The 15,014-nt window shown below is 68.6% G+C and carries 6 protein-coding genes; 4 read left to right on the forward strand and 2 right to left on the reverse strand.

The window, feature by feature from the left end; translation table 11 throughout:
• The first annotated feature begins 98 nt into the window (after positions 1–98).
• On the forward strand, positions 99–8,243 hold the full coding sequence (locus tag ABT340_RS30490) for an RHS repeat-associated core domain-containing protein (RefSeq protein ID WP_352014303.1): 8,145 nt from the start codon (positions 99–101) through the stop codon (positions 8,241–8,243).
• 22 nt (positions 8,244–8,265) lie between these two features.
• Positions 8,266–9,711, forward strand: a complete 1,446-nt coding sequence (locus tag ABT340_RS30495) for a WD40 repeat domain-containing protein (protein ID WP_352014304.1) — start codon at positions 8,266–8,268, stop codon at positions 9,709–9,711.
• On the opposite strand, the gene ABT340_RS30500 is transcribed toward ABT340_RS30495, so the two are convergent.
• Entirely contained in the window at positions 9,706–10,491 is a 786-nt protein-coding gene (locus tag ABT340_RS30500; RefSeq protein ID WP_352014305.1) for a hypothetical protein, read from the reverse strand. The two genes, ABT340_RS30495 and ABT340_RS30500, sit on opposite strands and share 6 nt — an antisense overlap.
• A 240-nt stretch (positions 10,492–10,731) precedes the next feature.
• Here ABT340_RS30500 and ABT340_RS30505 point away from each other — a divergent pair, with 240 nt between their 5' ends.
• Positions 10,732–11,481, forward strand: a complete 750-nt coding sequence (locus tag ABT340_RS30505; protein ID WP_352014306.1) for a DUF429 domain-containing protein — start codon at positions 10,732–10,734, stop codon at positions 11,479–11,481.
• 49 nt (positions 11,482–11,530) lie between these two features.
• Positions 11,531–11,788 carry a DUF2530 domain-containing protein gene (locus ABT340_RS30510; RefSeq protein ID WP_352014307.1) on the forward strand — a complete coding sequence of 86 codons (258 nt, stop codon included), beginning with the start codon at positions 11,531–11,533 and terminating at the stop codon, positions 11,786–11,788.
• Between the two features lie 67 nt (positions 11,789–11,855).
• On the opposite strand, the gene ABT340_RS30515 is transcribed toward ABT340_RS30510, so the two are convergent.
• A complete protein-coding gene (locus ABT340_RS30515; protein ID WP_352014308.1) occupies positions 11,856–14,927 on the reverse strand; it encodes a sacsin N-terminal ATP-binding-like domain-containing protein in 3,072 nt (1,023 codons plus the stop codon).
• Positions 14,928–15,014 lie beyond the last annotated feature (87 nt).

The following is a 15,014-nucleotide window of genomic DNA, read 5'->3' on the forward strand; positions in this document are numbered from 1 at the left end:
CCGACGGCTGGCTCATCCGCTGGCGCGTCAGAGGCACCACCTACACCGGTAGCGCCACCACCGTGAACGGACCATGGTCGGAATGGCAGACAGCGAGGGTGAGCATCAACAACCCCGCGGGGACCGGCCTTGGTGTCCTGCCGGGTATGCAGGCGGCCGGGGCGTGGACCCTGTCGTCCCTGACACCGTGGCTCTACACCAAGGTGACCTCCTCGGGCGGCGCCTCCTCCTATCTGGGCGTCGAGATGGAGCACGACCCCTCGGTGCCCGACCAGGGCTCCGGACAGATCTGGGCCGGGCAGGGCACAACCTCATACCCCTCGGGAACCAACGCCTGGGCACAGGTCCCCACCGCGAAACTGTCCGACGGCTGGCTCATCCGCTGGCGCGTCAGAGGCGTCACCACCACCGGCGCCAACGGCCCATGGTCAGACTGGCAAACCGCGAGAGTCGACCTGAAGAAGCCGTCCGTGACCGCTCTGGGAGTGACGCCGGGGACCATATCCGCGGGACTGTCAAGAACGGTCTCACTGACTCCATGGATATATGGAAAGGTCACCGACCCGGAGAATCGGGCGTCGTATCTGGGCGTCGAGATGGAGCACGACCCCTCGGTGCCCGACCAGGGATCCGGACAGATCTGGGCCGGGCAGGGCACAACCTCATACCCCTCGGGAACCAACGCCTGGGCACAGGTCCCCACCGCGAAACTGTCCGACGGCTGGCTCATCCGCTGGCGCGTCAGAGGCGTCACCACCACCGGCACCAACGGCCCATGGTCAGACTGGCAAACCGCGAGAGTCGACCTGAACGAACCCGCCGTCGAGGGTGTCGGCATGAACCCCGCGACGCGGGGATCGGTGTCGTGGACATCGGCGTCACTGGTCCCATGGCTGTATGCGAAGGTGACCGATCCGCAGGGCCGGGCGTCGTATCTGGGCGTCGAGATGGAGCACGACCCCTCGGTGCCCGACCAGGGATCCGGACAGATCTGGGCGGGAAAGGGCACGGCGTCGTCCCCCTCGGGAACCAACGCCTGGGTACAGGTTCCGTCGGGAAAACTGTTCGAGGGTTGGAAGATCCGCTGGCGTGTCAGGGGTGTCACCACGACGGCTGTGAACGGTCCGTGGTCGGACTGGCAGTTCGCCACTGTGGCCGGCCTGCCGTTCACGGTCTTCTCTCCGGACAACAACATGCAGGTCGGCACGCTGACGCCGACGTTGTCCACGCACGCGCAGCCGATGAACGAGGCTCCCGTCACTTACTGGTTCCAGGTCTGCGCCGGAACGAAGCCGAACTGGACATGGTGTGAGAGTTCCCCTGAGTGGACCAAGTCCGGCGCGTGGAAGGTTCCCGAGCAGAAGCTGAAGTGGGGTGAGACCTACTGGTGGTACGCGAAGGCGGCGACCAGCAGCGCCACCGTCACCTCAGCGTGGCGGGCCTTCACTCCCGTCCCCGAACAGGGAACGCTCAGTTCGCTGTTGACCTCGGGCACCGAAGGGCGTGAGTTCAACCACGCGTCGGGGAATTACACGCACACCGAAACCGACCTCGCCGTCGCCGTGGCGGGACCGCCTCTGACGGTGGCACGCACCTACAACAGCCTGGACCCGCGTACCGACGGCGCGTTCGGATCCGGCTGGACGACCCGCTGGGACATGCGGATCGACAACGAACCACAGACGGCGACGCTGCTTGTGACCTACCCCGACGGAGAGCAGCTACGGTTCGCCGCCAAGGGAGACGGCACCTACGCGGCTCCCCTGGGAACGTACGCGACACTCGCCGTACTCCCCGAGGGCGGTTGGCGGCTGATGGACAAGTCCGCCGCTTCCTACTGGTTCGACTCCTCCGGCCGACTGACCAAGATCACCGATCACCGGAGTCGCACCCAGGAACTCACCTACGGAACCGACGGCAAGCTGGCCAAGGCGACCGCGACCGGTGGCAGGTCCCTCACCTTCACCTGGAGCGGTGGCCACATCGCCAGTGTGTCGACCGATCCGGTGAACGGCACTCCCGTCACCTGGAACTACACCTATGACGGCGACAAGCTGACGAAGGTCTGTCCCCCGGCGACCGGCGGCGCCTGCACCGTCTACACCTACGGTGACGCCTCCCGTTACAGCAGTCTGGTGCTTGACGCCGCTCCGGTGGGCTACTGGCGGTTGAACGAGACAGCGACCGCCCTCGGCACGAAGATCCCCAGCGCGACGGCTTGGAAGACGGAGACAGACGACGCCAAGCTTGCCGGTGTCCTTCCTGACGCCACCGCCGCGACTCCCGGAGCACTCACCGGCTCTCCGAACACGGCCATCCGGTTCAAGGGAACGGTGAACTCGGCCTATGTCTCGGTGCCGTCGACAATGATCAGTGGCCAGGGAAACTCGCTCGCGGTGGAGGCCTGGTTCAAGACGACCGGTTCGGGCACCGTGATCGGCTACCAGAACTCGGCCACCGACGTCCCCTCGGCCTTCACTCCCGTGGTCTACGTCGGCAAGGACGGCAAACTGCGCGGCCAGTTCTACAACGGCAAGCCCACTCCGATCACCTCGGCCACACCCGTGAACAACGGCGCCTGGCACCACGTGGTGTTGTCCGGCGCGGAGAACACCCAGACACTGTTCCTGGACGGCCAGGCGGTCGGCACCCTGTCAGGAACGATCATGCATGTCGATCAGTGGGAGACCAGGATCGGCTACGGTTACGGCTCCCCCAGCTGGCCGTCCACGACCAGTTCCACCGCGGCCTTCCCGTTCGCCGGTGACATCGACGAGGTCGCGGTGTACGGCAAGCCGCTGGGCGCCCAGGTGGTGAAGGCGCACTACGCGGCGCGGCTCCCGCAACCGCAGGTGACCAAGGTCGTCGCCCCGTCGGGCCGGACGGTGGCGGAGAACGTCTACGCCGCCGACGGTGGCCGCCTGACCACGCACACCGACAACAACGGTGGGGCCTGGACGCTGTCCTCGCCCGTGTACGCCAAGGAGTCCAGCACCCTGACCAGCGCCACGGTCACGGTCACGGACCCCCACTCGGGCACTCTGACCTACGTCAGCGACTCACTTCACGGAAACCGCGCCGTTTCCCAGACCGACCAGCTCGGCAAGACCACCAAGTACACCTACGACACCGGTGGTTTCCCTGCCAAGGTCATCGACCCCAACGGCAACGCCATCGAGATGGCGTACAACGTCCGTGGCAATCTGCTGGCCAAGAAGACCTGTCGGACGGCCGGCAGTTGCTCCAGCGAGTACTTCACCTACCGTCTGGACGTCGACAACCCCTTCGACCCGCGTAACGACCTGAGGGTCACTCACCGTGACGCGAGGTCGGCCTCTCCCACAGACGAGACCTACCAGACGTCCTGGACCTTCAACGCCTTCGGCGAGGAGACCAAGCAGACGACACCGGTCACCCCTGACTTCCCACAGGGTCGTTCGACGACGAACGTCTACACCGACGGCACCGAACCCGCGATCGGCGGCGGCCTCACCCCGGCGGGCCTGCTGAAGTCCGCCAAGGACTTCAAGGGCAACGAGACCACCTACGCCTACACCGCCGCGGGCGACCGCGCGACCGAGACGAGCCCGACGGGTCTGGTCAAGAAGTACGAGCACGACGCGCTGGGACGGGTCTCCAAGGAGACCGTGGTCTCCAGCGCCTACCCGGACGGAGTCGCCACGACCATCGTCTACGACGCACTGGGCAGGGTCGTCTCCCGAACCGACAGCGGCGTCAAGAACGACGTCACCGGGGTGACGCACACCGCCCAGACGACCCATACCTACGACGCGGACGGCCTGCCGCTGACCGAGTCGCAGGCGGACCTGACAGGCGGCGACCCCCAGCGCACCACCACCTACACCTATGACTCCTACGGCCGGGTGGAGACCGTCACCGCCCCCGAGGGGGGAGTCCAACGGTTCGCCTACAACCACAAGGGCCAGAAGGTCAGCTTCACCGACGAGCGCGGCACGACCTACACCTACGGCTACACCTCCCGTGGTGAACTGGCCGAAACCACTCTGAAGGGCTGGACCGGCAGTCCGCTCAGCCCGCAGCCGGCCACGGACGTGGTCATGCTGTCGTCCGCCTATGACCCCGCCGGGCGGCTGGCCTCCCAGACGGACGTGATGGGACGCACCACCGCCTACACCTACTACACCGACAACCTGCTCTTCGAACGGATCGCCAAGGGCGTCAAGCTGAACGGCTCGGCCACCGCCCGGGACGTGGTGCAGGACTCGCTGGTGTACGACGCGGCGGGCAACCCCATCCGCAAGACCAGCGGTAACGGCACGCTGCGCGTGGACGCGGTATACGACGCCGCCGGGCGTGTCACCTCGCAGACCACGGATCCGGCGGGACGGAACGTGGTCACCACCGCCGGTTACGACGCCAACAACAACGTGACCAAGGTCACTCAGACCGCGGCCGGCGCCGATCGCACCGAGATCAGTGAATACGCATACAACGCGGACAACCAGCCCATTCGCCAGGTCACGCGCAACGGCGACGAGGACTTGATCACCACACTCACGGTGGACGATCGCGGCCTGGTCACCGCCATGACCGACGCGCGCGGAAACGCCCCCGGAGCCGATCCGGCCGCCTTCACCTCCAACATGACCTACAACGCGGCAGGCCTGGCCACTCAGGTTCAGCTGCCCACGGTCACCGTGGAAAGGCCTGGAACGGCACCGGCCGGCCAGCGTCCCACGACCAAGCTGGGCTACAACACCTTCGGTGAGCAGACCCAGCAGGTGGACGCCGAGGGCCGCACCACGACCACGACCCTGGACAAGGCCGGTCGGCCCGTCGAGCAGACCTTCCCCGCCTACACACCGCCCGGTGGGCAACCGATCACTCCCAGGACCACCGGCGCCTACGACGCCGCAGGCCAGTTGATCAGCGCTGTCGACCGGCGCGGCCAGACCACCACCGCGGTCTACGACGCGTTGGGCCGCAAGGTACAGGTCACCGCCCCCAAGATCGGTACGGCCGCGGCCGGAGTCTGGACCTACGGCTACGACCTCCTGGGCGAGGCGCTGTGGACAACCGACCCCACAGGAGCCCGTTCCGAATCCACCTACGACGACCTGGGCCGCCAGATCACCCTGACCACCGTCGAACGCAAACCCACCCAGGCCGCCTACGTCACCAAGCTCGAATACGACGACGCGGACCGGCTCGTCAAGAGCACCCGGCCGACCGGAGAGTCGAGCACCCGTGCCTACGACGCGACCGGAGCGCTCACCGGGCAGACCGACCCTCTGGGCAACACAACGACGTTCGGCTATGACCTGGCCGGACGCCCCGTCAAGACGACCAACCCGCTGGGCGTCTCCAGTACGGCGAGCTACGACCTCGCCGGGCGGAGAATCCAGACACAGGAGTTGAACGCCGCCGGAACCGTCCTGCGGACGGAGAAGGTCGACTACGACCTCGCCGGTAACCCGATCAGCCAGACCTCGGCGGAAGGTCACATCACCACCCGGATATTCGACGCCGCGAACAGGCTGGTCGAGCTCCGGGAACCGGTTTCGGCCACCAAGAAGATCATCAGCACCTTCGGCTACGACGCCTCCGGGGCCCGGACCCGCTCGACCGACGGTCGTGGCAATGCCACCTTCACGACCTACAACAGCCTCGGCCTGATCGAGTCGGTGATCGAGCCCAGCACCGCCGCGCATCCGAACCTGTCGGACCGGACCTGGACCACCGGTTATGACGCCGGCGGAAACCCCGTCGCCACCGCCGTCCCCGGCGGAGTGCGGATCGACCGTACCTTCGACGAACTGAACCGGCTGGTCAAGCAGGTCGGAAGCGGAGCGGAGGCCGCGACGGAGGACAAGGTCTTCGGCTACGACCTGGCCGGCAGGCTCACCAGCGCGAACGACCTGAGTTTCACCCTGAACGACCGCGGCCTGCTGCTGAAGACCGCCGGTACGGGCGGTGACATCAGCGCCTACGCCTACGACGCCAACCAGCGGCTCACCCAGCGCGTCGACGCCACCGGCACCTCCGCCTTCACCTGGGACAACGCCGACCGGCTGACCCAGTCGGTGGACCCCGTCAGCGCCACCACGATCGACTACGCCTACGACCAGGCCTCGCGCCTGACCGGCATGACCTACGGAGCCGGAGGAGCCAGGCGCAGTTACACCTACGACCCGCTGAACCGCCTGACCAAGGACGAACTCACCACGTCGGCGAACGGTCCGATCGCCTCCATCGAGTACGGTTACGACCTCGACGACAACCTGACCACCAAGACCACCGCGGGTACGGCAGGCGCCGGAACCAACACCTACACCTACGACTGGTCCAACCGGCTCACTTCGTGGACCGCCCCCGGCGGCGCCAAGACCGACTACGAATGGGACGACTCAGGCAACCGCACCCGGGCGGGGACCAAGACCTACACCTACGACGAACGCAACCGTCTCACCTCCGGTGATGGTTACACCTACACCTACACCGCGCGTGGCACCCTGGCCGAGCAGACCAACGGTCAGGTCCACCTCTCCAAGTTCGACGCCTTCGACCGGCTCATCAACGACGACGCCGTCCAGTACGACTACGACGCCCTCGACCGCGTCGAAACCCGCACCCAGGGCCAGCAGGCCGCCCATTTCACCTACGACGGTCTGACCAACCAACTGGTCACCGTCACCGACGCCAACAACGTCAGGAAGGCGGCCTTCGGCCGCGACGCCCTCGGCCGTACTCTTGGCATCAACGACGGCACCGGTGCCCAGTTGGCCTTCTCCGACCTGCACGGAGACCTGATCGGCGTCTTCACCGCGACCGGCACCTCCCTGATCGACTCCACCGCCTATGACCCCTTCGGCGAAGTGATCACCCGTACCGGTAACGCCCACACGCTCGGCTACCAGGGCGGCTACACCGACCCGAGCACGGGCAAGGTCAACATGGCCGCCCGCTGGTACCAACCGACCACCGGCAGTTTCGTCTCCCGCGACACCCTCACCCAGAACCCCGACCCCTCGGTCCAGCTCAACCGCTACATCTATGCCAACGACAACCCCCTCACCAACATCGACCCGGACGGCCACGCCGCCAGAGCGACTACGAAGAAAAAGTCGAAGACGAAGACGAAGACGTCGTCCATAAAGCCCGGAAAGAGCATCAAGTGCCCCAAGGGCACCAAGAAGGGCAACAACTCAATCTGTAGCGACGCGGCCGGCGAGTACAGGGAGTGCAAGGGAGAAAAGTACAGCAACGGAGTCTGTCAGGACATGAAAGACGACTACGTCGGCTGCCGAACCGAGAAGCGGGCCGGGAACTCCAAGAGCAACGCCGACATCTGCTCAGATTTCGCAGACCAGTATCTCGTGTGCCGGAAGGGAAGCGACTACCAAAGCAAAAAGAGCGACGACGTCTGCAGCGGCGCCGGTCGCGAGGTTCGCCGCTGCCAATACGGAGAACTCGACAGCAGTAAGAGGGGATACGGAGAGTCGACCGGGGCCTGCGGAAACGTGCGCTTCGACTACTACTCGTGCCGCGCGGACAAGCGAGGCGACGACCAGGGGTGCAGTTCCTTCTCCGAGGTGAAATACAAGTGCTCGCTGCACCGCGACGTCCGATGCGACGATCTGGAGGACAAGTTCCTCTCGTGCTACAAGAAGGGCAGAGGAGGTTCGGCGAACGAATGCGCCTTCGGCGCGAACATGTTGGCCCACTGCCGTGACAGCATGAACAGAGGGTTCTTCGACAAGAAGAGCACCTGCGGCGACGCATGGAATACCTTCCTCAAGGAATGCCAGGGCTCACGTGGCTCCTACGGGGAGAAATGCACCAAGGGCGAAAGCTGGCAGGACGTCACATACTCCATCTGCGAGAAGCGCGCACAAGGCCACGGGTGCGTGAGCTACGTCAGCGGGCAGGACATCGGAAAGGTCCAACAGGGTGGTGGCCTGACCATGGTGTTCGTGTTCGCCGGACTCGATGTCTGCACGGCCGTCGGTGGCGCCGTTCCGCAGGTCGCGGGTGTCTGCGGAGTGGCGAAAATCATCGGTTCCACCATCGAGGAGATCCGGAAGGACGTGATCAGTTCCGCGATCGCAGGAAGCGCGGAACACGCCGAGGAGGGTGGTCTTCAGATGAGCACCACGACCAGTAACTGTGTGGCCAAGAACCCCTCGAAATACACCTCATCGGGCCAGGATTGTTCTCCGAAGAACGAGCACGTCGTGAGAACGCAGTACGCACCATTGTGAGCCGAACGGTTTGGAGAACGAGATGAACGACCTGGCCGGAGCCCGGCAGACGGACGCGCACGACAGCACACGCTGGAAAACACGTGCGATTCTGTTTGCCGTGCTCCTGGCCGGCTCCTTGGTCGCGGCCGGACTCGCATGGAATCACGAACACGGCAGGGCGCTGGCCCAGGAGCGCGTCGCGCTGGCGCACGGGCTCGCGCTGCACGCCGCGGAGTTACGTGACACCGACTTCGACGCGGCCAGGAAGCTCGGCACGGCCGCGGTCGGGATCCACTCCGACGAGCAGACCCGGGCAGGGCTGGTCGACACTCTGGTCGACACATACGGCAGAGCTCTCTCGCCTCTCATTCAGGAGCCATCTCACGAGGTGACGGTGAGCGGCGACGGGCGGGTCGCCCTGAGCAACGACGGAGGCGAGGCGAACGTCTGGGACCTCAAGTCCTGGACCGACCCGAAGGCCATCAGAAAGCCTGACCAGGTTCCCCCGTTGAAGGGGCGCGAAGGAGCATCCGTGAACACGACCGCGCTGTCCTTCGACGGGAGGACCGCGCTCACCGGTGACGACGGCGACACCACGACCGTGTGGGATCTCACCGACCTGGCGAAACCGGTCCGGCTGGCGACGATGGCGGCCGACCGGACCGCCCAGTCCACCAACGGGGTGAAAAAGGCGGCGTTGTCGCGCGACGGCCGTACGGCGGTGATCGTCGATCACGACGGCGTCATGACCGTGTGGGACCTGGCCGACCGGTCCCATCCGAAACGCCTGTCAGCAACAGGATCGGACACCGTCCCCATCCGCGACTTCGCGCTCAGCGCGGACGGCCGGACCGTCGCCGCCGTGGACGATCACAACAAGGTGGCGGTCTGGGACGCCTCCGCCGCCGAGCACCCGGTCAAGGCGGCGGATCTGGACCTGTCCATGAAGTTCTCGCAGAGCGCGACGAGGACGGCGATGAGCGCGGACGGGCACGTCGTCCTCGTCCAGAGGGCGGGGCAGATCGAGATCTGGAATCTCAACGACCGAGCGCGCCCGGTGCGCCACACCACGCTCGACCTGTCCTTCGACAAGCTGTACGGCACATACGACATGTCCCTGACTCCCGACGGGAAGCGCGTCCTGGTCGCCGGGCCGAGCGGTTCCGGCACCCTCTGGGACCTCTCCGACCCGGCCAAACCGGCCCGGCTGGCCACGCTGAACGGGCACATGCCGGAGGTCGAATCGGTGGCCCTCGGCACCGACGGCCACCTCGCCCTGATGGCCGGTTCCAGCGGGGTCTACTTCTGGAACCTCACCGGCCTCGATGAGATCGTCGCCGACCCGAAGCAGGCGTCCTGCGACCGTTACAGCGCGGAGATCAGCAAGGCCGAGTGGGCCCGTTACGCGGGTGACGCGGACTGGTCGGAGTACAAGTCGGAGGACGCGGACAGCGTCAGCGTCTGCCTCATCGATTGGTGGTCATGACAGACCGGCGACGGCGGCGCCGAGTTGGAGGACCGTGACGTCCACCTGGCCGTGGCCGTCCTTCCAGCCCGCGACCACCGAGCAGCCGCCCTCCTCGAGGAGAGGACCGAGGGGGGCGTCGGCGCCCAGGTAGGTCAGGCCCTCGGCCTCGGCCACGTCGCAACAGCCCAGGCTGAGGTGGGCGCGCAACCGGGGGTCGGCCACGGCGTCGAGGGCCGGGGTCCACGTCTCGTCGGCGTTGCCCTCGAAGGGGATCAGACTGCCGGGGCCGTCGCCGATGCCGGTCGCGACCCGCATCGCGTCCAGGAGCGAGCCGTCCGAGGCGATCCTGGCGTAGCAGACGTGCCAGTTCTCCGCCAGGATCGGGTCGGCGAGGTCGAGGTCGTGACGCCACAGCACCGGTGCCAGGTCGGCGCCCCGTACGACGTCGGGGGCGAGGCAGGCCCGTGCCAGGTCCGCGGCGAAGGCGTCGGTCAGGCCGTGACTGGAGAACTGGAAGAGCGAACGGCCCGCGTCGAAACGCAGGGGTGGCTCCCCCATGTCGTACAGGTAGAGGTCTCCGACCTCGATCGGCTCGCCTCCGGTCAGGATCGCCGGGTTCAGCCAGATCGGGTCCCTGTCGATGCGTGTCTCGTGGAAGAAGTGCCCGTGGTAGTAGGCGGCGTACTCGGCACCGCGGTCGTACCCGGCGAGCGGACGGCCGAGAAGGGCCCCGAAGGCGGCGGACAGCGACGCCTTCCAGGCCACGGCGCCACCGGTGACAGAGGTGTAGCGGGTCATGCCTTGAACTCCTGGGGGGAAACTACGCCGGCCGATGGTCAGGTGGACGGCAGAGCGCCAAGCTTGCAGGCCTTTCGACTCTTGTATGGCAGATTCGCATGGTCTCATGGAGCGGACAGCCGTACGACATGAGAATTCACCGCATGTTCCCGCACGTGCCCCACGGTGGCCGGATACGGCTGCGCCCCACGGGGTAGCCGTGCGCCGAACCTCACGCCGGTGGCGCCTTATCGTGAGGAAGTGATCACAGTTGGGGTGGACCTCGCCGCTGAAGCCGTCCGTACGGCGGTCGCGTGGCTCGACTGGTCCGATGGCGGAGCCCGGGTCCGTGAGGTCGTGGTCGGCGCGGACGACGATCTGATCGTCGAGGCGCTCATGGGCGCGGACAAGGCCGGGGTGGACTGCCCGTTCGGCTGGCCGGACAGGTTCGTCGACTTCGTCACGGCCCACAGGAACGGACACGTCGAGGTGCCCGCCGAGGTGGCGGGCCGTACCTGGCGCGGGGACCTCACCTACCGGGTCACCGACCGGGTGGTCGTCGAGTCGACCGGCCAGAGGCCGTTGAGCGTCTCGGCCGACCGTATCGGGCACACCGCCATGCGCTGCGCGGCCCTGCTCGCCGAACTGGCCCGGAGGGGACGGCCGGTCGACCGCGCCGGGAACGGTGTGGTCGTCGAGGTCTACCCGGCGGCGTCGCTCAGGTGCTGGGGACTGACGTCCAACGGCTACAAGCGGGCGGCGAACCTCGGCACGCTCGGACTGCTGGTCGACCAGCTCCAGGAGACGGCCTCCTGGCTGGATCTGGGGACGCACGAACAGTTGTGCCGACGTTCCGACGACGCCACGGACGCCGTCGTCGCCGCGATCACCGCCCGCGCCGCGGCTCTGGGCCGCGTGACGGCCCCCACTCAGGAGCAGGCTCCCACAGCGCGTTCCGAGGGGTGGATCGCGCTTCCCACCGGCGCCCTGCGGGACCTCGGTCGAGGATGACCCCGTACGGCTTTGCCTGGGGGAAGGGCTCGTCGCCTACGCTGGAGCCGTGAACCAGCCTCGCCCGCAGGACCTGCGACCGCTGCGGACCAACGACACGGCCACGATCCTCGTGGGGACCGTCCTGTGGGCGGTCGCCCTGGTCGTGCTCCTGGTCGTACGGCCCGCCCCCGAGCAACAGTGGTGGATGTGGACCTGCGTGTCCGGCATCTGCGGCGGCTTCTTCGGCCTGTGGTTCGTACGGCGCCGCGACCGGCGGGCCTCCAAGGCGTCCCGGGAGGAGGACGAACCCGCCCCCCTCCCCTGAAACCCTGAACGCCCCTGAACACTCCTGGACGACCCTGAGCGGCCCGGACGACCGGCCGGAAAAGGGGTCAGGTCGAGGCGGTCCAGCTGTCGAGGTCGGCCTCGGCCAGCAGCAGCGGGACGGCGGCCGGGTCACGGAGCAGGGCCGCCACGGCGAGCCGGTCACCCCACTGGCCGGACGCCCACGCCAGCCCGCGTGCCAGGCCCTCGACCCCCGAGGCGTGCACGGTGCCCTCGTGGAAGCGCCAGGTGGCGGCGACCCCGTCCACGAGCAGCTTCTCGTGCTCCACGTAGGTCGTCGGCGCCGTGGGCAGCAGCGACCGCACGGCGGCGGGCACCTCGCGGACCGCGCCCTCCGAGGTCACCTCCCCGGCGGCCTCCTCCCCGGCCAGCGGCAGGTCGAGCAGCTCGGACAGCGCCTCGGCCAGGTCGAACGGCGCCAGCACCAACGGCCGGTCGGCCACCAGGGGCAGCAGGTCGGGCGCCTCGACGACCACCGGCTCCCCCGCTGCCGAATCCGGTTCGGAGTCCGATTCTGACCCGGACGACAGCAGGTGACCGTCCTCGACGTCGGCGACGACGATCTCCCCGTCAAGCACGGCCCGCACCGCCCGAGGCGGGGCGACGCGAACCGGGTCAACCCCCGCCAGAGCCACCCACAGGGCACGAAGCTGGGCCCGGTCCACCTCGACGGAGGGGTCGCCGAGCAGTTCGAGCAGCTCGTCGGGGCCGCCGTGCGAGGCCAGCAGGTCGGTCAGGGTCGTCCGGACGCCGATCATGGACAGCGCCGCCTCGTCCACGACCGCCGGGGCGTCGCCGTACAGGCCGAACAGCAGCGGGTCGGCGTTGGGCAGCCGCAGCTGGGTGGGACGGCGCCCGCCGAGGACCGGGTGGGTGGACAGCCACCACGCCGTGTAGGAAGGCACCTCGACGACCTCGCCGGCGACCAGCAGCCGCAGCGGGTTCAGTACGGCGCGCAGCGGCGGGCGGGACAGCAGGGCCAGCGCGGAGGGCCAGTCGGCGACGTACTCCAGGTCGCGGACCGCGGAGAACTCCCTGGCGACCGGCGGCACGTCCACCTCGGGCAGCAGGTCGAGCACGGCTTCGAGCCACTCGTCCTCGCGGTCCAGGTCGTGGTCGCAGTCGTCGGGGTCGATCATCACGTCGGTGTCGTTGACCACGGCGAAGCCGTCGAGCACCCCGGCCGCGGCCAGGACCCGCGGGCCGTACCGGTCGACGAGTTCGGGGGCGGCCGTGCCGAAGTGGGTCTCCTGGTCGAGCAGCCCGGCCAGCGAGCCGTCGGCCAGCAGCAGCTCACCGGCGGGGTACAGCTCGCCGTCGGTGCCGCGCAGCGCCAGGTTGGACAGCCAGGGGGCCTCACCGGCGACCAGCCCGGCCGCGTCGACCAGGGCGAGCACCGCCTGGGCGACCGGCTCGGCGTCCGCGCTGTCCAGGGACTCGGCGACGGCCGTACGGGTCAGCGGGTCCTCAAGGACCGTCCTCGGCGTGGCCTCGGCGGCGCCGAGCCGCAGCAGCAGCGGGTGGGCGGCGTCCGGGTGGACGACGCGCAGCCCGAGGGGGGCGAGCACGGCCGGGTCGAGGGAGGAGCCCTCGGTCAGCAGCAGCGTGCCGCGCGGCCCCCTGACCAGGCGGCCGTCGGCCAGCGGCACGGGCAGCGCGCCGAGCGCCTCGGGGTCGTCGGCGGGCAGGACCTCGTACAGCGACCGCCACCAGGACGGCTCCCGGTCGGCGACGACGTCGCCGGACAGCATGTCCACCACATCGGCAAGCTCGACCCGCCGTACCCCGAGCGAGGTGATCGCCGGGTGCCTGGACGGCCATCCCGCGGGCAGCAGGCCGGGGACCATGGGGGCGACCTTGCGCAGCAGCTCGCCGGGGGCGGAGACCACGGACGCCTGCCGCCCGGTCACGACCCACTCCTCACCCGTGTCCTGCCGGTTCTCCGCGTCGGCGGGCGGAGAGAGGGCGGGCAGCAACGCGGCGTCGGGCAGCCTGCGCAGGATGGCCCTGCGGATGTGGGCGTCCAGCTCGCCCTTGCCCATCAGGCCGGGGACGAGGTCGAGCAGCTTGGAGGTACGGGCGAGGCCGGACAGCAGTTCGACGTAGGCGTCGGCGGCGCGCTCGACCAGGAAGTCCGTCAGCGGCCCCATGGCCACGTGCCGCCGGTCGGTGGCCATCGGGAACGAGGCGATCAGCAGCGCGGGCAGGTCGAGCGGCTCGTCGCTGGGCGTCGGCGCGTGCACGACGGGCGGCACCCGGGCGGGCAGCGGCCTGGGCTCCTCCTGCCCCGTCGCCGTGCCGACGACAGGAACCGCCCAGCGGACCAGCCAGTACGGCCTGGCCCGCTCCTCGGTCGGCCGGTCGGCGAACAGTTCGGCGGCCTCCTCGGGGGAGAACCGTCCCGAGGTGGAGACCACCTTCCAGCCGTCGGGCAGGATCGTCCGCGTCTCGCCCTCAAGGTCGATCTCGATGGACTCAAGGGCGGGCAGGCCGAGCAGCAGCGCGGCGCTGGTCTCCTGGAGCATGCGGCGCACGGCGTCGACGGCGGCCTTGTCACGCAGCGGCAGCCGTACGAGGGTGTCGAAGCCGCTGGGCACCTCGACCGGCCCCGCGGGGAAGGGCAGGCGCAGCAGCGGCACGTGCCCGCCACGCTCGGCGAACTCCTTGGAGAGGGCGACCTCGGCGGCCACGAGCACGGCGGTCTGGTCACGGGACCAGCGCACGACGCCGGAGCCGAGTGAGCCGATCACCGGCTCGTCGCAGACGGAGACCACGGCCGCGAAACCGACGCCGAACCGCCCGGCGGCGCCGGAGTCGTCGCGCTTGTTGGAGACGCGCAGCGTGGACAGGCTCTCGATCCCGGCGGCGTCGACCGGGGCGCCGGTGTTGGCGGCCGAGAGCACCCCCTCGCGCAGCGAGAGGCGCAGCCGTCCGGGCACCCCGGCGCGCAGTGCCGCGTCGGCGGCGTTCTGGGCGAGCTCGACGATCAGCCGGTCCCGGTAACCGCCGAGCGCGAAGTCCTCCTCCGCGTTGGCGTCCTCGCGGAACCTCGCGGGCGAGGCGGTCCAGGCCGCGAGTACGGCGGAGCGCATTCGGTCGGTGCCGAAGATGTCAGTCACAGCGATGAGTCCAAAGGTCGGGGGCCCCACAGGTCACGTCGCATCGGGGTACGCCGGGGTCTTCCGGCGTGCCTGTGATGACGTCGG

Origin of the sequence: Streptosporangium sp. NPDC000239, from assembly GCF_040300765.1 — a bacterium.
Classification (GTDB): Bacteria; Actinomycetota; Actinomycetes; order Streptosporangiales; family Streptosporangiaceae; genus Streptosporangium.

What these genes read in the sequence shown, in the direction of transcription:
- ABT340_RS30495 (WP_352014304.1), top strand. Translation starts at nt 8,266, where the DNA reads ATGAACGACCTGGCCGGAGCCCGGCAGACGGACGCGCACGACAGCACA.
- ABT340_RS30500 (WP_352014305.1), bottom strand. Translation starts at nt 10,491, where the DNA reads ATGACCCGCTACACCTCTGTCACCGGTGGCGCCGTGGCCTGGAAGGCG.